The following is an 18,018-nucleotide window of genomic DNA, read 5'->3' as shown; positions in this document are numbered from 1 at the left end:
ATTGCCTGACCGCCTTTTCGCGACACATAAGTTTAGAACAAAAGTGCACGCGCGGGTGTTAATGTTTTGTTAGAATCTGGGTTAAAAGATGTCTGTTTCAACAGCGAGATGTAAGCATATGTCGAACCAACGTAACCCCGACGATTTGAAAAAAAACCTTACAGAGATGCAGTTTTACGTGACGCAAAATCACGGCACAGAACCGCCGTTTTCCGGGCGTTTGCTGCACAATAAACGGGAAGGCGTCTACCACTGCCTGGTGTGTGATGCACCGCTGTTTAACTCCCAGACGAAGTACGATTCTGGCTGCGGCTGGCCGAGCTTTTACGAGCCTGTCAGCGATGATGCGATCCGCTACCTGACGGACACCTCGCACGGCATGGTGCGCACCGAAATTCGCTGCGGGAACTGTGACGCCCATCTCGGGCATGTCTTCCCGGATGGCCCGCAGCCGACAGGGGAGCGTTTCTGCGTAAATTCGGCTTCCATGAGCTTTACCGATGATGAAAACGGCGACCAGACCAAGGGTTGAAAAAACGATTCAGCAAATTATTCCTTTGAAAGGGAGAGATCATGAATATTGATGACATGATTGCAGGTATGACCCCGGAGGTTTATCAGCGTCTGGTAACGGCCGTTGAGCTGGGAAAATGGCCGGACGGTGTGGCGCTCACACCTGAGCAAAAAGAGAACAGTTTGCAGCTGGTGATGCTGTGGCAGGCGCGTCACAATACCGACGCCCAGCACATGACCATCGACACAAACGGTCAGATGGTGATGAAAAGCAAGCGCGAGCTGAAAGAAGAGTTCGGCATCGCGCCGAAGCCGATTGCGACCTTCAAATAAAGCTCCCATGTAGGCCGGGTAAGCGCTAGCGCCACCCGGCACACTACATCTTAGTGCGGGATCCCAAGCGACTCCGCCAGCTGTTTCGCGAGCTGGTTTTCGTCGTCAGCCCCATACTCCCAGAACATGGCGCCAGCCAGACCTTTCTCCTTAATGTAATCCGCTTTGATCGCCACGGAGCGTGGGTTCTCATAGGAAATCGCAAACAGCGCCTTCCCGTCGGCGGATTTCACCGACAGCCACGGCACCTTCGCCTGTTCGTCCCAGTGCTCGGTAAAGCGTTTCTGCGGATCGTTCAGCAGCTTGCGGACGATATCGTTGTATTTCACATAGGTATCTTTGGTCAGATCATAGCCAAGCGATTTGAACAGGCCCAGTTCCTGCGGCCCGAAGTAGGGCTGCGTCACCGGATTGTTCTGCGCGTCCGATTTGCTCCAGTCGATACCCGGTTCAACGGCGCGCTTCGGTACTCGACCGTAAAAACCGATCCCGAGGTTCATCTGCTGCGGCTTCAGGCCGGCGGCAAGGTAGTTATTAACGACGAAATCGACGCTGTATTTGTCTGCGGCAGCCACCGTTGGCCAGGCGCTGGAGTCATACAGATTCGCGTTAAAATACTGAGTACCGTACGCCATGTCGTAGGTCATCAGGTTGATGTAATCGAGCAGGGGGGCAATGGCTTTCACATCCACCCAGCTTTTCGGACTTTCCGCATTCGCGCCCACCGCAATCGTGACCAGCTTTTTCTTACCAAACGCGTCACGCATCTCTTTTAACAGCGCGGTGAAATTATCCTGGTCGGCAGGGGTGCTCTCGACCAGTCCCCACGCGCCGTTGACCGGATATTCCCAGTCCAGGTCGATCCCGTCCAGGCCGTATTTACTGACGATCTCCTGCGCGGAGCGAATAAATACCGCGCGACTCTCTTTGGTTGCCGCTGCGCCAGAAAAACCACGCGCCCCCCAGCCGCCAACGGAAAGCAGGACTTTCAGGTTCGGGTTTTGTTTACGAAGCTGAGGAAGTAACGCCAGATCGGATGCCACCTTAGGTGATAACCAGATTTGATGCAGTTTTGCCGGATCTTTCAGCGCGGCGTTGGTTTCGTCTTTCTCGTTGTTATAGACCAGACCAAACGAGTAGTTGAGGTGGGTGATCTGGCGGACGTCGAGTTTATTAATATCGCCACCCGGTCCGGCGGTAACATCGCCACCCCCATTGAAGTAACCCACGGACATCAGGGGCGCGGCGGAAGCCAGTGACGCGCAAAGCAAGGGTAATGCTGCCAGCAAGGGCAAACGTTTCATATAATTTCCTCTTTGACTGAACAAAAATAACCACGCCACAGAAAAGGCGTGGCGAAAAAACAGCCTGAAGAGAATAGCATCGCCGTTTCGCTTGTGATGCGAGGGAGTTCACTTTATGGGGATTGGGGAAGAAATGCCGGGTGGCGCTGACGCTTACCCGGTCTACAAAACCAGAGAAAGTAGGCCGGGTAAGGCTAAGCCGTCACCCAGCTAAAAAGCTTACGCCTGCGTCTCCATCCAGTCAGCCAGCGTATACAGCGTTGCGCCTTCTGCGGCCATATCCATAAACGCCTGAGCGCTGTCATGCGGCTGAATATTTACCCCGCGACAGCCGTCGGTGATGACATTCACGGTATAGCCCAACTGGAGCGCATCCAGCACGGTGAACTTCACGCAGTAATCCGTCGCCAGGCCCAGCACAATCAGCTCGGTGATCTCATGGTGGCGCAACCACGCGTCCAGCGCCGTCTTCTGACGATGACCGTTATCAAAGAACGCGCTGTAGCTGTCGATGGTTGGGTTTTCACCTTTGTGGAACACCGCGTCGATGGCCTTCTGGTTCAGCAGCGGATGCAGCTCAGCGCCCTCCGTCTGCTGCACGCAGTGATCGGGCCAGAAGGTTTGCGCCAGCCCGTCCAGTTCGCCCTGGCTGTAAGGCTCAACGTTGTGCTGGCTGGCAAAGCTGCCGTGGTTTGCCGGATGCCAGTCCTGACTCGCCACCACCGCTTCACCACGAGCTTTACACCACTCAATCAGCGAATTCGCGACGTCTACGGTGCTGTCGCCTTCCGCGACGGCCAGCGCACCGCCCGCACAGAAATCATTTTGCAAATCGACCAGTAACAGGGCGCGTTGCTTCATGGGACCTCCTTATTCGTCCGGCGTCAGTTCACCGCGCAGGTTTTGCATCATGGCGTGGCGAATGGAATCAATATCCAGATCCTGACTCAGTAAATAGTGAAGTTTAGTCAGCGTTGCCTCAACGGTCATATCGAAACCACTGATCACGCCAGCGTGCGCCAGGGCATTACCGGTGGCGTAGCCGCCCATATTGACTTTGCCGGACATACACTGGGTGAGGTTGACCACCACAATCCCGCGATCGCTCGCCTCCTGAAGCTCTTTCAGGAATTCACCGTTCTGCGGGGCGTTACCCACACCATAGGAGCGCAGGATCAGCGCCTTCACCGGCTGGCGCAGGAAGTTGCGCACCACGTCGGCGGAAATACCCGGATAAATCGTCACCACGCCGATCGGCTGCGGGGTGATCGGGTGAACGATCAGTTCGCCTGCGGTATTTGGCGCGGGCGGCGTGCCCAGACGACGGATATGGATCCCCGCTTCCAGCAGCGGTTGCAGGTTAGGTGAGGCAAAAGCGTCAAAGCCATCGGCGTGCGCTTTAGTGGTACGGTTCCCGCGGTACAGCCGGTTGTTGAAGAACAGCGTTACCTCGTTGATCGGGTAATTAGCGGCCACGTACAGGGAGTTAAGCAGGTTGATCTGCCCGTCTGAACGCAGTTCCGCCAGCGGGATCTGCGAGCCGGTCACGATGACGGGCTTGCTCAGGTTCTCCAGCATGAAGGAGAGCGCCGAGGCGGTGAACGCCATGGTGTCGGTGCCGTGCAGGATCACGAAGCCGTCGTACTGGTCGTAATGGGCTTTAATATCGTCCGCAATATGCTGCCAGTCTTCCGGCGTCATGTCGGAGGAGTCCATCAGCGGCTCATATTCATGGATGGTAAAGTCCGGCATTTCCGGACGGTGGAATTCAGGCATCAGCGCCAGCTGGCGCTGTAAGTGGCCGGAAACCGGGATATAGCCATTTTCTGAGCGCTGCATACCGATGGTACCGCCGGTATAGGCGACATAAATTGATTTCTTCTGCATGGTAATGAGTTCTTGTTCTTCAAAAGAAAAAATCCCCTCTTCACGGGAAGAGGGGACGGTTTTTAACGCACGTTCGCACAGGTCAGGCAAAACGCGTAGCGGCTTTGTGGATCATTAAAGGCTGCAAGCTTGTCGCTCTCCGCTTTCATGGCTTTCGCCGCGGTCGCCACCGGCGCCGGCAGATAAGCCTGAAGCGCGTCCGGCAGCATGGCACGAACGGAGCCGGACATGCTCTCCATGACCATATCGAAGAACGTTGGTTCGTCCTGATAATAGTCCACGTGCCACTGCTTGAGCTTCGCCAGCTCCGCCGCTTTCTTCACGGCGTCGTCGAAGTCACCCAGGCTGTCTACCAGGCCGTTGCTCTTCGCGTCCTGGCCGGTCCAGACGTGGCCCTGAGCGATCTGGTCAATCTGATCGGGCGTCTTTTTACGGGAGTCCGCAACAAGCGTGATGAAACGTTTATAGCCACTCTCAATGCTGAGCTGCATCATCTCAGACACTTCAGGCGGCAGGGATTTGGTAACGGACACGTCCGCCAGCGGCGAGGTGGAGACGCCGTCGGTGTGGACGCCGAGATAATCCAGGCTGTTCTCTACGGTGTTGATCACGCCGAAGATGCCAATCGAGCCGGTCAGCGTGCTTGGGTTAGCCACAATGTAGTTGGCTGGCGTCGAGATCCAGTACCCCCCGGAAGCCGCCATGCCGCCCATCGAGACCACTACCGGCTTGCCCGCGGCGCGCGCGGCGGCCAGTTCAGCACGGATCACTTCAGAGGCGCTGACGCTGCCGCCAGGGCTGTTCACCCGCAGGACAATCGCCTTCACTTTCGGATCCAGGCGCGCATCGCGGATCTGCGACGCGGTGGTGTCCCCGCCGACGTTCCCCGGCGTTTCTTCGCCGTCCATAATGGCCCCGTTAGCAAACACCACGGCGATGCTGTCACCGCTGTCGTCCGGCTTTTTCGCGGCGTAGTCATACATGCTGATGGCGCTGTAGTTTTTATCCTCTTTACTCCAGCCGAACTGTTTGGTCAGCGCTTTTTCAATTTCAGCGCTGGAACCCAGCTGATCGACCAGTTTGTTATCAAGCGCGTATTTCGCTGTATCGCCGTCCACCTTGCGCAGGCCGTCCAGCACGCCGCGCGCGCCCGGGAAGACCTGCTCAGCGGTAATCTGACGGTTAGCGGCAATGGTGCCGAGGTAGTTCTGCCACAGCTCGCCAATCCAGCGGCTGTCCGCTTCACGGGCGGCAGGGGACATATCATCGCGGATAAACGGCTCCACGGCGGATTTATAGGTCCCGACGCGGAAGACGTGGGTGGTGACCTTCAGCTTGTCGAGCAGCGATTTGTAGTACAGACCGTTAGTGGCGAAGCCATGCAGATCGACCGTGCCCTGTGGCGAAAGCCAGATCTTATTGGCAAAGCTCGCCAGATAATATTGTCCCTGGGTGTAGCTGTCGCCAATGGCAATAACCGGTTTACCACTGTCGCGGAATTCGCGCAGCGCCTTACCGATGTACTGCATTGACGGCTGATCGGCGCCGGCAAAATCTTTCAGGTCCAGCACGATACCGGTAATGTTACGATCGTCTTTAGCCTGACGGATGGTGTCGACAATATCAAACAGGGAGTTTTCCTGAAGACGGTCTGACGTTGCGCCGAACAGCTGGCGACCAATCACGCCCAGACGGTTGCTGGTCGATGGCTTATCAACAATCACCCCGGTGATATCGAGTAACAGCGCGCCGCGCGTCGAATGCTGCGACTGGTTTGCATTGCTGATATGCATCCAGATACCTGCGCATACCAGGACCAGGAAGATGAAGAAGATGTTCATCACCAGGTTGCGGACGAAGTTGAGCAGTCGCCACGTCCATTTAAAGAAACCGGCAAAGATTCGCCAAAGGGTTCGCATGTATTCTCCCTAACCAGAAAAGGACTGTTTCCGTCGCCACGGGACGGTAATGTGCGGTTATCGTAATGACCCAACCGCCACTTGTCAGCAGGAATCGCCTGCCACGCTGTAACAAATTCTGCTGTCGTGTTAATTTTGTGAGTAAATTTCATGAAAGGAGTTAACCAATGGACGCACTTGAACTGCTTGTTAACCGTCGTAGCGCTTCCCGCCTGGCCGAACCGGCACCCGTCGGCGAGCAGCTGGAAAACATTCTGCGTGCCGGAATGCGTGCGCCGGACCATGGCACATTGCAGCCGTGGCACTTCTTTATCATTGAAGGCGAAGGGCGCGACCGCTTCAGCCAGCTGCTGGAGCAGGGGGCTGTTGCCGCAGGCCAGGATGAGAAGGGGATTGATAAAGCCCGCAACGCGCCGTTCCGTGCGCCGATGATCATCGCGGTAGTCGCAAAATGTCAGGCCGATCATAAAGTGCCGGTCTGGGAGCAGGAGATGTCTGCCGGTTGCGCGGTAATGGCAATGCAGATGGCCGCCGTCGCGCAGGGCTTTAACGGCATCTGGCGTACCGGGCCGCTGACCGGGAGCGCCGCCGTGCGGGAAGGTTTCTCCTGTGGCGAACAGGATAAAATTGTCGGCTTCCTCTATCTCGGCACCCCGCAGCTTAAAGCTTCCAGCACCATTAGCGTGCCGGACACTACGCCTTTCGTCAGCCGTTTTTAATCACCCGCGCTAAACTGTCTGGATTCTGAGCATCCGCCGCAGAATTCAGACAGTCATACTTACCTCTTTATGGAATGAGCGCTACCATAGCGCGATTGAGATGACAGGAGACGTCCATGAGCGAGCAAACCATTCGTTTAACGCAATACAGCCACGGAGCCGGTTGCGGTTGTAAAATTTCCCCGAAAGTGCTGGAGACCATCCTGCACAGTGAACAGGCGAAGTTTGTCGACCCGAACCTGCTTGTCGGTAACGAAACGCGTGACGATGCAGCGGTTTATGACCTGGGTAACGGCACCAGCATTATCAGCACTACTGACTTCTTTATGCCGATTGTCGACAACCCGTTCGACTTCGGGCGCATTGCGGCCACCAACGCCATCAGCGATATCTTTGCGATGGGCGGTAAACCGATTATGGCGATCGCCATTCTGGGCTGGCCGATTAACACCCTCCCGCCGGAGATTGCCCGCGACGTGATCGAAGGCGGACGCTTTGCCTGCCAGCAGGCGGGTATTGCCCTGGCCGGTGGTCACTCTATCGATGCGCCGGAGCCGATCTTCGGCCTGGCCGTCACCGGCGTGGTGCCGACCGAGCGCGTGAAGCGCAACAGCACGGCGCAACCGGGCTGCAAATTGTTCCTCACCAAGCCGCTGGGCATTGGCGTACTGACCACTGCCGAGAAGAAATCCCTGCTGAAGCCCGAGCATATCGGTCTGGCAACGGAAGTGATGTGCCAGATGAACCTCGCCGGTGCGGCATTCGCCAATATCGACGGCGTGAAGGCCATGACCGACGTGACCGGTTTTGGTCTGCTGGGGCACCTCTCTGAAGTCTGTCAGGGCGCGGGCGTGCAGGCGCAGGTCTGGTATCAGGATGTGCCGAAGCTGCCGGGCGTGGAAGAGTACATTGCTCAGGGCGCAGTGCCGGGCGGGACGCAGCGCAACTTCGCCAGCTACGGCCATTTAATGGGCGAAATGCCGGAAGCGTGGCGTAACCTGCTGTGCGATCCGCAAACCTCCGGCGGCCTGCTGCTGGCGGTGACGCCGGAAGCTGAAGCTGACGTTCAGGCGACGGCTGCCGAGTTTGGCATCACCCTGACGGCCATTGGTGAGCTGGTGACCGCCCGCGGTGGTCGCCCGATGATTGAGATCCGTTAATTCGATGCGGTTGTTTATTGCCGAAAAGCCGAGTCTGGCGCGTGCCATCGCCGATGTGCTGCCCAGGCCGCATCGCAAAGGCGACGGCTTTATCGAATGCGGTAACGGGCAGGTGGTCACCTGGTGTATCGGTCACCTGCTTGAACAGGCGCAGCCGGATGTCTACGACAGCCGCTACGCCCGCTGGAATCTCAACGATCTGCCGATTGTGCCGGAAAAGTGGCGTCTCCAACCGCGTCCTTCCGTCACCAAACAGCTCAACGTCATTAAGCGCTTCCTGCATGAGGCGACGGAAGTGGTCCACGCGGGTGACCCGGACAGGGAAGGGCAACTGCTGGTCGATGAAGTGCTGGACTACCTGGAGCTGGCGCCGGAAAAGCGCCAGCAGGTGCAGCGCTGCCTGATCAACGACCTCAACCCTCAGGCGGTAGAGCGGGCCATTTCACGCCTGCGCGCCAACAGCGAATTTATTCCCCTGTGTGTCTCCGCGCTGGCGCGTGCCCGTGCGGACTGGCTGTACGGGATCAACATGACCCGCGCCTACACCATTCTCGGGCGCAACGCGGGTTATCAGGGCGTACTCTCCGTCGGTCGTGTCCAGACACCGGTGCTGGGGCTGGTGGTGCGTCGCGACGAAGAGATCGAAAATTTCGTCGCCAAAGACTTCTTCGAAGTCAAAGCGCATATCGTCACGCCGAAAGACGAACGCTTTACCGCCGTCTGGCAGCCAAGCGATGCCTGTGAGTCATATCAGGACGAAGAGGGACGGCTGCTGCATCGCCCGCTGGCGGAGCACGTGGTCAACCGCATTACCGGCCAGCCCGCAATCGTCACCAGCTATAACGACAAACGGGAAACGGAGCCCGCACCGCTGCCGTTCTCCCTTTCGGCGTTGCAGATTGAGGCGGCTAAGCGCTTTGGTCTTAGCGCGCAGAACGTGCTCGATATCTGCCAGAAGCTCTACGAAACCCACAAGCTGATCACCTATCCGCGTTCGGACAGCCGCTATCTGCCGGAAGAACACTTCGCCGGACGCCACTCGGTGATGAATGCCATTGGCGTCCATGCGCCGGATCTGTTGCCGCAGCCGGCGGTAAACCCGGATACCCATAACCGCTGCTGGGACGATAAAAAAGTCGATGCTCACCACGCGATAATCCCGACGGCGCGCACCAGCAACGTCAACCTGACCGACAACGAAGCAAAGGTCTATAACCTGATCGCGCGTCAGTATCTGATGCAGTTCTGCCCGGACGCGGTGTTCCGCAAGTGCGTTATTGAACTGGAAATTGCCAAAGGCAAATTTATCGCCAAAGCGCGTTTCCTCGCGGAAGCGGGCTGGCGCACGCTGCTCGGCAACAAAGAACGTGACGAAGAGAACGACGGCACGCCGCTGCCGGTCGTGGCCAAAGGCGACGAACTGCTTTGCGAGAAGGGCGAAGTGGTTGAACGACAAACCCAGCCGCCGCGCCATTTCACCGACGCGACGCTGCTGTCGGCCATGACCGGCATCGCCCGCTTTGTGCAGGATAAAGATCTGAAGAAGATCCTGCGCGCCACCGACGGTCTGGGCACGGAAGCGACCCGCGCGGGGATCATCGAACTGCTCTTTAAGCGCGGCTTCCTGGAGAAAAAGGGACGTTACATCCATTCAACAGAACCGGGCCGGGCGCTAATTCATTCGCTGCCGGAGCTGGCCGCCAGGCCGGACATGACCGCGCACTGGGAGTCGGTGCTGACGCAGATCAGCGAAAAGCAGTGCCGTTATCAGGACTTTATGCAGCCGCTGGTAGGGACGCTTTATCAGCTGATTGACCAGGCGCGCAGTACGCCAGTGAAGCGATTCCGGGGAATGGTCGCCCCGGGCGGCGGGGCGAAGAAACCGTTCAAAAAGAAGAAAAGCGCAGCCAAAAATACAACCGCTTAAACCGTAGGCCGGGTAAGGCGAAGCCGCCACCCGGCGAAAGCCCCTCTGCGGCCTGAAAAAAGCCCGGTGGCGCTAACGCTTACCGGGCCTACAAGGGCGAGAATGCAGCGAAACTAAATCACACCCTGTCCGATCATCGCATCGGCCACCTTCACGAACCCGGCGATATTCGCCCCGCGCACGTAGTTAGTTTGCGAGGCCTCGCCGCCGTACTCCACGCAGGCGTGATGAATATCGAGCATGATGTGGTGCAGACGGGCATCCACTTTCTCTGCCTTCCAGCCCATTCTCGCGGCGTTTTGCGCCATTTCCAGACCGGATGTTGCCACGCCGCCAGCGTTCGCCGCCTTGCCTGGCGCAAACAGCACGCCCGCGTCCAGGAACAGGTCGGTCGCTTCAATAGTGGTGGGCATATTTGCCCCTTCCGCTACCGCTTTCACGCCATTGCTAATCAGCGTCCGGGCGGCATCCACGTCCAGCTCGTTTTGCGTCGCGCACGGCAGGGCGATATCCACCGGCACGCCCCACGGCTGTTTACCTTCCAGATAGGTCAGGCCAAATTCACGGGCATAATTCGCTACCCGACCGTCACGGCTGGCTTTGATTTCGCACAGACGCGCCAGTTTTTCTGCTGTAAAGCCAGCTTCATCCACCACGGTGCCGCTGGAGTCGGAGGCGGTCACCACGCGCGCGCCAAACGCCATCGCTTTCTCGATAGCATACTGCGCCACGTTACCGGAGCCGGAGACCGCCACGCGCATCCCCTCGAAGCTCAGCCCGTGACGCTTAAGCATCGCTTCGGTGAAATAGACCAGACCATAACCCGTCGCTTCCGGGCGAATCAGGCTACCGCCAAACGACAGACCTTTGCCGGTAAAGACGCAGGCGCTGTTGTTGGAGAGCTTTTTCATCATCCCGGCCATAAAACCCACTTCACGCCCCCCCACGCCGATATCCCCGGCAGGAACGTCGGTGTCCGGCCCAAGGTGGCGATAGAGCTCAGTGACCAGCGCCTGGCAGAAGCGCATCACTTCGCCTTCGCTCTTGCCTTTCGGATCGAAATCACTCCCGCCTTTACCGCCGCCCATCGGAAGGGTAGTGAGCGCATTTTTAAAGGTCTGCTCGAAGCCGAGGAATTTCAGAATCGACAGGTTCACCGAGGGGTGGAAGCGCATCCCGCCCTTAAACGGCCCAATGGCGGAGTTAAACTGCACGCGCCACGCGCGGTTGACCTGCACCTGATTGCGGTCGTCCACCCACGCCACGCGGAACTGGATGACGCGCTCCGGCTCTACCAGACGTTCAAGCAGCGCCATCTGACGGTAACGCGGATTTTCCTCAAGGAAGGGCCACAGGGTGGTCATGACTTCACGAACGGCCTGGGCAAACTCGCTTTGGTGCGGGTCGCGCTGCTGAACATGGGCAAGAAAGCTTTCCAGAGAGCGTGTCTGATCCATAGATATAAGAACCTCTTATAATAATTTATGCGTGTGGCGTAGATGTTTTGTGTCGTTTTTTTGACTATACCACCCGCACCGCTTTGAGAGGCAAGCAGAAATTTATGCCGCAAGGGAAATTAATGACAGGGCGCGCGTCATAACCAAAAGCGATGACGAGATAAATTAAAGATCCCGTCCGGATCGACCGTTATAGATATAAACGATGCAAAGGAAATAAAGTCTATGAACCGTTACGCAATGGCCGCGTTATGTTTGATGGTGTCCGCCGGGGCACAGGCTGACCGCATTCGCCCGGATGTCGAGGTCAACGTGCCGCCAGAGGTTTTTAGCGCTGGCGGCCAGCGTGCGCAGCCGTGTAATCAGTGCTGTATCTATCAGGATCAAAACTATTCCGAAGGCGCAGTAGTCAGGGCAGATGGCGTGCTGTTGCAGTGCCAGCGTGATGAACGCACCCTCAGTACAAATCCGCTGGTCTGGCGTCGCGTAAAAGAATAAACGCTTCCAGCAGCGGTATATCCGCCGGGGCTAAAGCATACGTGAACGCGTCTTCTGGCGTGCACCATACCAGCGCCGAGTGATAATGCGCCTTCAGCTGACCGCTAAATTCAGGCACATGCCAGGCGTGGAGGTGAATCAGCCGCTGCGACACCTCCCGCTGGTGGCTTGCCACATACCGCGCGGGCACGGCTTCAATGCCGAGTTCTTCGCGCAGTTCGCGGATCAGCGCTTCCGGCTGGGTCTCACCGGCTTCAACCTTCCCGCCTGCAAATTCCCACATTCCTGGCTGATCGGCATGTTCGGGACGCTGCGCCAGCAAAATCTTGCCCTCTTTTTCGAGGATGGCCGCAACCACATCGAGTGTTTTCAGCATGTTCGTCAATAATTAATAGCGAAAAACGACATATTATCGTGCCCTTCCAAAGAGTCCAGTCATCAGGAGAATCAGGTGAAAGAGACATCCGCCTGGGTTGCGCCCATGGAAACCCTTCCCGTCAGCCTCAGCCCCATCGCCGCCATGCAGAAAAAACACTTCGGCGCGGTGCTGAACCCCACGCGCTGGTGGGGGCGTATGCCGCGTCTTTTCTGGCTGGTGGCGCTATTTGTCGGCTATCTGGAGCGGCGCAAGGCGCGTTTGACCCCGGTTCTGCGATCGCTACTAATGACGCGGATCTCGCAGATCTGCCACTGCGCATTTTGTATTGATGCCAACAGCCTGCGTCTGGCCGAGCGGAGCGGGGCGCTGGATAAAGTGCAGGCCGTCAGCGACTGGCAAAATTCCACCCTGTTCAGCGAAGAGGAGCGCGCGGCGCTGGCCTATGCGGAAGCGGTCACCGCCACGCCACCTCAGGTGGATGAAAATATCAAAAGTCTGCTGAAGCGCCACTTTACGGAAGAGACCATCACCGAAATGACGGCTCTGATTGCCTTTCAGAATCTTTCCGCCCGCTTTAACGCCGCGCTGGATATCCCGGCTCAGGGGCTGTGCGCCACGTTTAAAGGTAAACCGCATGCTGGATAAACATCTGCACCCCCGACTGAAACCCGGGTTAAATCAGCTGGCCGCCGCGCTGGATAGACCGTTTATCACGCCTGATGGCTTAACGCTCGCCGGGTTTGCGATTGGCGTGCTGGCGTTACCGTTTCTGGCGCTGGGCTGGTATCCGGCGGCGCTGATCGCCATTGTGCTGAACCGGCTGCTGGATGGTCTGGACGGCGCGCTGGCGCGTCGCCGTGGCCTGACGGACGCGGGAGGATTTCTTGATATCGCCCTCGACTTCCTGTTCTACGCCCTGGTGCCGTTTGGCTTTGCGCTGGCCGCTCCGGCTGATAACGCGATCGCCGCCGCCTGGCTGCTGTTCGCTTTTATGGGGACGGGCAGCAGTTTTCTGGCCTTTGCCGCGCTGGCGGGGAAGCATGATATCGACAACCCCGGCTATGCGCACAAGTCGCTTTATTACATTGGGGGATTAACGGAAGGAACGGAGACCATCGCGCTGTTTGCGCTGTGCTGCCTGTTTCCGGCGCATTTCGCGCTGTTTGCCTGGACGTTTGGCGCATTGTGCTGGCTGACCACCACAACGCGCATCTGGAGCGGTTATATCACGCTGAAATCACTTCCCCGCTAGCGTGCGCTCTCCGGTCCGCGCTCCCCGGTGGAGACCGGGTTCTGCGGATGGCTGCTCCATTCGTACCAGCCGCCGTCGTAGACGGCAACGTTCTGCCAGCCCATGGCGCGGGCGTACATAAAGGCTTCAGACGCGCGCCAGCCGGTACCACAGTAAAACGCAACGTGCTGCTCCGGCAGGATATTCCACGTTTTCCACATGGCGGCAATATCATCGGCGCTGCGCATGGTGCCATCCGGATTGTGGAAATCTTCCATGTGGGTCGCGTCGCTGCCCGCATGGCCCCAGCGCGCACCGGCAATTTCACCTTTTGGCTTGATATAGCTGTAGCCGCTGGTTAAACCGATAAACTCTGGCCAGGAACGAATGCTCACCAGCGAGGCGTCCTGACGGTGCAGCATTCCCCGGGCCTGCTCCATATCCACCATCAGCCGGGGCTGGCCCGGGATCGGCGCGCCAAAATCAGGGGCTGGCTTGACCTTTGCAGGCGTTCCGCGCTCAACGGGCAGGCTGGCGTCGGACCACGCCTTCCAGCCGCCATCCAGAATTCGCACATCCTTCACGCCCGCGTAGAGCATGATCTGCGCCACGCGCGCGGCGGCATACACGTCGCGACCGTACAGAATGACGGTGGTATCGTGACGGATCCCGTGCTTCGCCAGCATCGCTTTCAGCTTTTCGTCAGAGACCTTATTCCACAGCGGTTCGCTTTCCACTTCATTGGTGTCGATATAGCCCGCACCGGGAATGTGGCTCAGGAGATAAAGCTTCGGCGCACCCCAGCCAGCCTCGATCACCTTCCACTCTCCGGCTGGTGCGGCGGTAACGGGTTTGCCCTGCTGCAACTGGCGGATCCACTGCGGATAAACCAGCTGTTCGAAATGCGCCAGACGTTGCAGACGGTCGGATTGTTGCAGGGCATCGCTCAGGGTGGAGACGTGGGTAAAGCCCGCTTTCTCCAGCCGCGTTTTGACGGTCTGGTTGTCATCATCGTTGCCATAGAGCGCAACTGGCATGTCTGGCGTAAGCCGATGTTGTTTTGCCCAGCCGCTGAGCTGTTCATCGCTCATTGCCCCAAGCCAGCTGGCAGAGAGATTAAGCGCGGCGGGTTCATGCCCGGACGTTCCGCTCAGGGTCTGCGGCCAGCCGTTAAAGAACGCACTGACGCGCGTATCAATTACCGCGCCGTTTTGCGCCTGGAGCTGGTCCAGCGTGAGGGAGTGGGGCATATCAGCCGCCGTGGAGGAGAGTGAGGCGAGGCCGCAGAGCAGGGCCAGCGCGGTCAGTTGAGAAACACGTTTCATCGAAAAACCTGACGTCATTAAAAGAGGGGGGCATTGTCGTCTCTCCTGAAGCCAAAAACATTGCGTTAGCACATTATTGCCAGCGAGAAATCTCAATCACCTCGCCGCCGGGCGGAATATCGTCCTCATCATGCGTGACCAGCACCACCGGGATCCTGCGCTGGCGAGTAACCTCGAATACCCACGCCCGGAATGAGGCGCGCAGCGTTTTATCCAGTCGACTGAACGGCTCGTCGAGCAGCAATGCCTGCGGCTGGGCGAGAAGGGCGCGCAACAGGCTGACCCGGGCGCGCTCGCCGCCGGAAAGGGTCGCCGGATCGCTGGCGTAGTGGTTTGCCAGCCCGGCAGTGTCCAGGGCCTGTTCTACCGCGTTGCGGCGGGCGCGCCCGACGATGTGCGCCGGCAGCGCCAGCATCAGGTTTTGCCCCACGCTGAAGGCGTCAAACAGCAGGGCATCCTGAAACAGAATGCCGATCCCGCGCGTTTCCACGGGGAGCATATCGCAGCGGCGATCGTTCAGCCATAGCTCGCCGTGCGCCTTAAAATCAGCGGATAACGCCCCCACCATCCAGGCGAAAAGGGTCGATTTCCCGCTCCCGGAGGGCCCCATCAGCGTGACAATCTCCCCCGCCGGGACGCGGAAGTTGACCTCACGGAAGAGTGGCGCAATGGTGAGATTTGTCACGTTCAGCATTAACGTAATCCTTGTCTGTGACGGCCCACGAGCCGGGAGAGCAGCGCGGCAAGGGCAAATACGCTGCTGGTCAACAGCAACAGACCCAGCGCCCGGCTGGCGAGGATCGGAATGCTGCCGCCGCTGCTGAGGGCGACCGCCTCCGTCGTCAGGGTGGTGAAACGTCCCGCTCCCAGCCAGAGGGTCGGCATGTACTGGGCCATGCTCACGGAAAAGCCGGTGGCAAAGGCCAGCAGGGCCGGACGAATCATCAGGGGGCATTTCACCAACCAGAAAATTTTCGCCTGTCGCCAGCCCAGCGTTCTGGCGGTGAGGATAAGCCGGGGATCGAGCCTGCGCCAGGCCGGTTGCAGCACCAGGAGCATCCACGGGAGAACCCAGAGCATATGGCTCCAGAGCACCGCAGCGTACTGGCCGTCGATGCCCAGCCACAGCGCCACGGCATATTGCCCGGACACGAGGGGCAGCGCCGGGAGGGCGAGCGGCAGCCAGACCCACACCGCGCCGCGCTGGGGTCCCCACTCAAGCCAGAGCATGAGGATGGCCAGCGCTGTCAGGCTGGACAGCAGTCCCAGTGAAAGGCTGTCGCTGACGGGGCCGATGTCGTCCCGGCGTGCCAGCATCAGCAGAACCAGCGCACAGAGGACGCCGCACAGCGGCAGTAACCCGCCCAGCGTCCGTGCGGGCAGCGCAGTATGCGAAGCGTGACGAATTCCGGAGGGGGCACGCTGGGCGCGCCGCCATGCCGTCCAGAAGCCGTATCCCACCGCGGCAAGCGCCGCCAGCAGCAGGAGCAACACCAGACACAGCAGCGTTCCCTTTGTTTGCTGTTGTGCATCGCCCTGGGCGAGCCACTGCCAGGCCAGTACCGCCAGCGTAGGCGGGTTGCCTGGCCCGAGCACGATCGCCACATCCACCACGAAAAGCGACCAGGCCAGCACCGCCAGCATGACTGCGCCCAGCGCGGGGGCGATTGCCGGGAGGACGAGCCAGTTGAGCGCCTGCATTCGTCCGTAGCCGAAGGTATGCAGGACAATTTTCTGCTGTGCGAGGCGCTTTTCAGGCAGCGCGGCGTAGATTGCCCACAGAACGAACGCGCTCTCTTTGACCGCAAGCGTCAGGCCAAGCCCGATACCGTAGCGGTCAAGCTGCGGCGAACAGACCGTACAGATCCGGTAAAACTGCCCCCCTTCCGCAAACAGCAGCAGCGCGCTGGTGGCGAAGGCGACGTGCGGCACGGCTAACAGCCACGGCAGACGGGTGCTCAGGCGCTGCCAGCCTTCACCCGGCCAGAGAAGCGCAAGCAGGGTCAGGGCGATAAACAGTGAGCCCAGCGTCGCGATAAGCGTGGAAACCAGCGTGGCGGCCAGCGCCTGCGGCAGCTGCGGGTCGGCAAACAGCGTCGCCCAGTTGTCGGGAGAAAACGCCGGGGCCAGCAGCATGCCGCTGGCGGGAAGCAGTGGCAGATAGATGACCGCCATTGCCGCCCAGACCAGCTCGCTTAGCGGGTTCCGTAGCGGCGAAGCCATTCCTGCTCCAGGGCGTTAACCCAGGCGGCGTGAGGTTCGGGAAGTACATCAGGCGTGCCTGAGGGGGTAAAGGCGCGAAGCTGTTTTGCCGCTTTCGCAGGCAGTTTTTCGCCATCCAGCACGCTCGGGTCACCCCAGACGGCAGGATTAGCTTTGCGGATCTGCGCCTGCGGTGACAGCAGGAAATTCGCCACCACCTTCGCGCCTGCGCTCGCGCTGGCGTTTGCCGGGATAGCGACAAAATGGACGTTGCCGATCATGCCTTTGAGAAAGCCGAAACTGTAGCTGTCGGCAGGCAGTTCACCGCTCGCCACCTTTTGCATCGCATGGGCGGGGTTAAAGGTGAGCGACAGGTTCAGGCTGCCGCTGGCCAGCAGCGTATCCATGCGCGCAGGCGACGGAGGAAAATCGTTCCCTTCGCGCCACAGCAGGGGGTGCAGCGTATCAAGGTAATCCCACAGCGGCGCGGTGACCTGCGCAAAGGTTCTGTCTGGCGCGTTTTTTAACGCCTCCGGATGGGCGGTCAGCGCCAGCAGTAGCTGCTCAAGAAACGCCGTGCCGGTAAAATCCGGCGGTCGCGGATAGCTCACCTTGCCAGGGTGCTGTCGGGCGTATACCAGCAGCGCGTGGGGATCTGCCGGTGGTGTCGGCGTACTCGCTTTACGGGCGATAAAGGTTAATTGCGCGCCGCCCCACGGGGATTCTGCCCCATCGGTCGGGATGGCAAAATCTTCCGTTACCGGTTTACGGGTATCGACGTAGCGCCAGTTGGGCAGGGTTTGCGCCCAGCCGGTGAGCAGCAGGTTTGCCGCTTTCAGGTTGCGGAAGTTTTCCCCGTTTACCCAGAGCAGATCCACCGACCCGTTACTGCTGCGTCCTGCGGCATGTTCCGTCTGGATCCGCTTCACCGCGTCGGCGGCATCGGCCAGATGAACGATCTTCAGGTTGATGGCGTAGTGCGTTTTCATCTCGCCGCTTACCCAGTCGAGGTAGCGGTTAACGGCCTCGTCACCGCCCCAGGCGTTAAACCAGACGGTCTGCCCGGTGGCCTGTTGCTGAATGGATTGCCAGCTCTCTGCGGTGAAGGCAGAGGTTGCCAGCAGCAGACTCGTCAGAAACGCGCAAAAACGCACCCGGCGCATA

The 18,018-nt window shown here is 59.1% G+C and carries 18 protein-coding genes; 8 read left to right on the top strand and 10 right to left on the bottom strand.

Annotated elements, in window-relative coordinates:
* Positions 1 to 118: 118 nt before the first annotated feature.
* Both msrB and H2Z33_RS21895 read left to right on the top strand, forming a co-directional pair.
* The gene (msrB, locus tag H2Z33_RS21900) at positions 119 to 532 is read left to right on the top strand and encodes a peptide-methionine (R)-S-oxide reductase MsrB (RefSeq protein WP_003857865.1); all 414 of its coding nucleotides are present in this window, start codon (positions 119 to 121) and stop codon (positions 530 to 532) included.
* Between the two features lie 41 nt (positions 533 to 573).
* The gene (locus H2Z33_RS21895) at positions 574 to 846 is read left to right on the top strand and encodes a YeaC family protein (RefSeq protein ID WP_017384688.1); all 273 of its coding nucleotides are present in this window, start codon (positions 574 to 576) and stop codon (positions 844 to 846) included.
* A gap of 50 nt (positions 847 to 896) precedes the next feature.
* Here H2Z33_RS21895 and H2Z33_RS21890 read toward each other — a convergent pair whose 3' ends face one another.
* The 4 genes from H2Z33_RS21890 to sppA all read right to left on the bottom strand — a co-directional run bounded on the left by H2Z33_RS21890 (position 897) and on the right by sppA (position 5,956).
* Entirely contained in the window at positions 897 to 2,150 is a 1,254-nt protein-coding gene (locus H2Z33_RS21890; protein WP_058700347.1) for a glycoside hydrolase family 18 protein, read from the bottom strand.
* 219 nt (positions 2,151 to 2,369) lie between these two features.
* Positions 2,370 to 3,011: a bifunctional nicotinamidase/pyrazinamidase gene (gene pncA / locus H2Z33_RS21885; RefSeq protein ID WP_017384686.1), complete on the bottom strand. Its 642-nt coding sequence runs from the start codon at positions 3,009 to 3,011 to the stop codon at positions 2,370 to 2,372.
* 9 nt (positions 3,012 to 3,020) lie between these two features.
* The gene (gene ansA / locus H2Z33_RS21880) at positions 3,021 to 4,037 is read right to left on the bottom strand and encodes an asparaginase (protein ID WP_033487292.1); all 1,017 of its coding nucleotides are present in this window, start codon (positions 4,035 to 4,037) and stop codon (positions 3,021 to 3,023) included.
* A gap of 62 nt (positions 4,038 to 4,099) precedes the next feature.
* Complete coding sequence (sppA, locus tag H2Z33_RS21875; RefSeq protein WP_058689454.1) at positions 4,100 to 5,956, bottom strand: signal peptide peptidase SppA; 1,857 nt, start codon at positions 5,954 to 5,956, stop codon at positions 4,100 to 4,102.
* A gap of 167 nt (positions 5,957 to 6,123) precedes the next feature.
* Here sppA and H2Z33_RS21870 point away from each other — a divergent pair, with 167 nt between their 5' ends.
* The 3 genes from H2Z33_RS21870 to H2Z33_RS21860 all read left to right on the top strand — a co-directional run bounded on the left by H2Z33_RS21870 (position 6,124) and on the right by H2Z33_RS21860 (position 9,762).
* Entirely contained in the window at positions 6,124 to 6,675 is a 552-nt protein-coding gene (locus tag H2Z33_RS21870; protein ID WP_032670093.1) for an NAD(P)H nitroreductase, read from the top strand.
* A 116-nt stretch (positions 6,676 to 6,791) separates the two neighbouring features.
* Positions 6,792 to 7,835 (top strand): selenide, water dikinase SelD, encoded by a 1,044-nt coding sequence (gene selD / locus H2Z33_RS21865; protein WP_015570773.1) that lies wholly within the window; start codon positions 6,792 to 6,794, stop codon positions 7,833 to 7,835.
* Positions 7,836 to 7,839: 4 nt separating this feature from the next.
* Positions 7,840 to 9,762, top strand: a complete 1,923-nt coding sequence (locus tag H2Z33_RS21860) for a DNA topoisomerase III (RefSeq protein WP_017384681.1) — start codon at positions 7,840 to 7,842, stop codon at positions 9,760 to 9,762.
* A 113-nt stretch (positions 9,763 to 9,875) separates the two neighbouring features.
* Here H2Z33_RS21860 and gdhA read toward each other — a convergent pair whose 3' ends face one another.
* Positions 9,876 to 11,219 (bottom strand): NADP-specific glutamate dehydrogenase, encoded by a 1,344-nt coding sequence (gdhA, locus tag H2Z33_RS21855; RefSeq protein ID WP_063135059.1) that lies wholly within the window; start codon positions 11,217 to 11,219, stop codon positions 9,876 to 9,878.
* A 225-nt stretch (positions 11,220 to 11,444) separates the two neighbouring features.
* Here gdhA and H2Z33_RS21850 point away from each other — a divergent pair, with 225 nt between their 5' ends.
* Positions 11,445 to 11,717 (top strand): YnjH family protein, encoded by a 273-nt coding sequence (locus H2Z33_RS21850; protein ID WP_003857857.1) that lies wholly within the window; start codon positions 11,445 to 11,447, stop codon positions 11,715 to 11,717.
* Here the strand turns inward: H2Z33_RS21850 and H2Z33_RS21845 are convergent.
* The gene (locus tag H2Z33_RS21845; protein ID WP_017384679.1) at positions 11,677 to 12,093 is read right to left on the bottom strand and encodes a pyrimidine (deoxy)nucleoside triphosphate diphosphatase; all 417 of its coding nucleotides are present in this window, start codon (positions 12,091 to 12,093) and stop codon (positions 11,677 to 11,679) included. The genes H2Z33_RS21850 and H2Z33_RS21845 overlap by 41 nt on opposite strands.
* 75 nt (positions 12,094 to 12,168) lie before the next feature.
* Between H2Z33_RS21845 and H2Z33_RS21840 the strand changes: the two genes are divergently transcribed.
* Both H2Z33_RS21840 and H2Z33_RS21835 read left to right on the top strand, forming a co-directional pair.
* On the top strand, positions 12,169 to 12,741 hold the full coding sequence (locus H2Z33_RS21840) for a carboxymuconolactone decarboxylase family protein (RefSeq protein WP_032670967.1): 573 nt from the start codon (positions 12,169 to 12,171) through the stop codon (positions 12,739 to 12,741).
* Positions 12,731 to 13,348 carry a CDP-alcohol phosphatidyltransferase family protein gene (locus H2Z33_RS21835; protein WP_045141483.1) on the top strand — a complete coding sequence of 206 codons (618 nt, stop codon included), beginning with the start codon at positions 12,731 to 12,733 and terminating at the stop codon, positions 13,346 to 13,348. Before H2Z33_RS21840 ends, H2Z33_RS21835 begins: the two co-directional genes overlap by 11 nt.
* On the opposite strand, the gene H2Z33_RS21830 is transcribed toward H2Z33_RS21835, so the two are convergent.
* From H2Z33_RS21830 to H2Z33_RS21815, 4 genes are all read right to left on the bottom strand, one after another.
* The gene (locus tag H2Z33_RS21830) at positions 13,345 to 14,652 is read right to left on the bottom strand and encodes a sulfurtransferase (RefSeq protein WP_063135165.1); all 1,308 of its coding nucleotides are present in this window, start codon (positions 14,650 to 14,652) and stop codon (positions 13,345 to 13,347) included. The two genes, H2Z33_RS21835 and H2Z33_RS21830, sit on opposite strands and share 4 nt — an antisense overlap.
* Positions 14,653 to 14,725: 73 nt before the next feature.
* Positions 14,726 to 15,346 (bottom strand): ATP-binding cassette domain-containing protein, encoded by a 621-nt coding sequence (locus tag H2Z33_RS21825; RefSeq protein ID WP_063135060.1) that lies wholly within the window; start codon positions 15,344 to 15,346, stop codon positions 14,726 to 14,728.
* Positions 15,346 to 16,875 carry an ABC transporter permease subunit gene (locus H2Z33_RS21820; protein WP_063135061.1) on the bottom strand — a complete coding sequence of 510 codons (1,530 nt, stop codon included), beginning with the start codon at positions 16,873 to 16,875 and terminating at the stop codon, positions 15,346 to 15,348. The genes H2Z33_RS21825 and H2Z33_RS21820 overlap by 1 nt, the downstream gene beginning before the upstream one ends.
* On the bottom strand, positions 16,848 to 18,017 hold the full coding sequence (locus H2Z33_RS21815; protein ID WP_074133791.1) for an ABC transporter substrate-binding protein: 1,170 nt from the start codon (positions 18,015 to 18,017) through the stop codon (positions 16,848 to 16,850). The genes H2Z33_RS21820 and H2Z33_RS21815 overlap by 28 nt, the downstream gene beginning before the upstream one ends.
* Between the last annotated feature and the right edge of the window lies 1 nt (position 18,018).

It is taken from the genome of Enterobacter sp. YSU, from assembly GCF_016082135.1.
In the GTDB taxonomy this organism is placed as follows: domain Bacteria; phylum Pseudomonadota; class Gammaproteobacteria; order Enterobacterales; family Enterobacteriaceae; genus Enterobacter; species Enterobacter hormaechei_C.
This window is presented reverse-complemented; position numbering and strand designations above follow the sequence as displayed.

Bases quoted from the DNA above. Each gene is read 5' to 3' on its own strand.
- H2Z33_RS21895 (WP_017384688.1), top strand. From the start codon at position 574: ATGAATATTGATGACATGATTGCAGGTATGACCCCGGAGGTTTATCAG.
- H2Z33_RS21835 (WP_045141483.1), top strand. From the start codon at position 12,731: ATGCTGGATAAACATCTGCACCCCCGACTGAAACCCGGGTTAAATCAG.
- H2Z33_RS21815 (WP_074133791.1), bottom strand. From the start codon at position 18,017: ATGCGCCGGGTGCGTTTTTGCGCGTTTCTGACGAGTCTGCTGCTGGCA.
- ansA (WP_033487292.1), bottom strand. From the start codon at position 4,037: ATGCAGAAGAAATCAATTTATGTCGCCTATACCGGCGGTACCATCGGT.
- H2Z33_RS21850 (WP_003857857.1), top strand. From the start codon at position 11,445: ATGAACCGTTACGCAATGGCCGCGTTATGTTTGATGGTGTCCGCCGGG.
- gdhA (WP_063135059.1), bottom strand. From the start codon at position 11,219: ATGGATCAGACACGCTCTCTGGAAAGCTTTCTTGCCCATGTTCAGCAG.
- H2Z33_RS21845 (WP_017384679.1), bottom strand. From the start codon at position 12,093: ATGCTGAAAACACTCGATGTGGTTGCGGCCATCCTCGAAAAAGAGGGC.
- selD (WP_015570773.1), top strand. From the start codon at position 6,792: ATGAGCGAGCAAACCATTCGTTTAACGCAATACAGCCACGGAGCCGGT.
- H2Z33_RS21870 (WP_032670093.1), top strand. From the start codon at position 6,124: ATGGACGCACTTGAACTGCTTGTTAACCGTCGTAGCGCTTCCCGCCTG.
- sppA (WP_058689454.1), bottom strand. From the start codon at position 5,956: ATGCGAACCCTTTGGCGAATCTTTGCCGGTTTCTTTAAATGGACGTGG.
- H2Z33_RS21820 (WP_063135061.1), bottom strand. From the start codon at position 16,875: ATGGCTTCGCCGCTACGGAACCCGCTAAGCGAGCTGGTCTGGGCGGCA.
- pncA (WP_017384686.1), bottom strand. From the start codon at position 3,011: ATGAAGCAACGCGCCCTGTTACTGGTCGATTTGCAAAATGATTTCTGT.
- H2Z33_RS21890 (WP_058700347.1), bottom strand. From the start codon at position 2,150: ATGAAACGTTTGCCCTTGCTGGCAGCATTACCCTTGCTTTGCGCGTCA.
- H2Z33_RS21825 (WP_063135060.1), bottom strand. From the start codon at position 15,346: ATGCTGAACGTGACAAATCTCACCATTGCGCCACTCTTCCGTGAGGTC.
- H2Z33_RS21860 (WP_017384681.1), top strand. From the start codon at position 7,840: ATGCGGTTGTTTATTGCCGAAAAGCCGAGTCTGGCGCGTGCCATCGCC.
- H2Z33_RS21830 (WP_063135165.1), bottom strand. From the start codon at position 14,652: ATGAAACGTGTTTCTCAACTGACCGCGCTGGCCCTGCTCTGCGGCCTC.
- msrB (WP_003857865.1), top strand. From the start codon at position 119: ATGTCGAACCAACGTAACCCCGACGATTTGAAAAAAAACCTTACAGAG.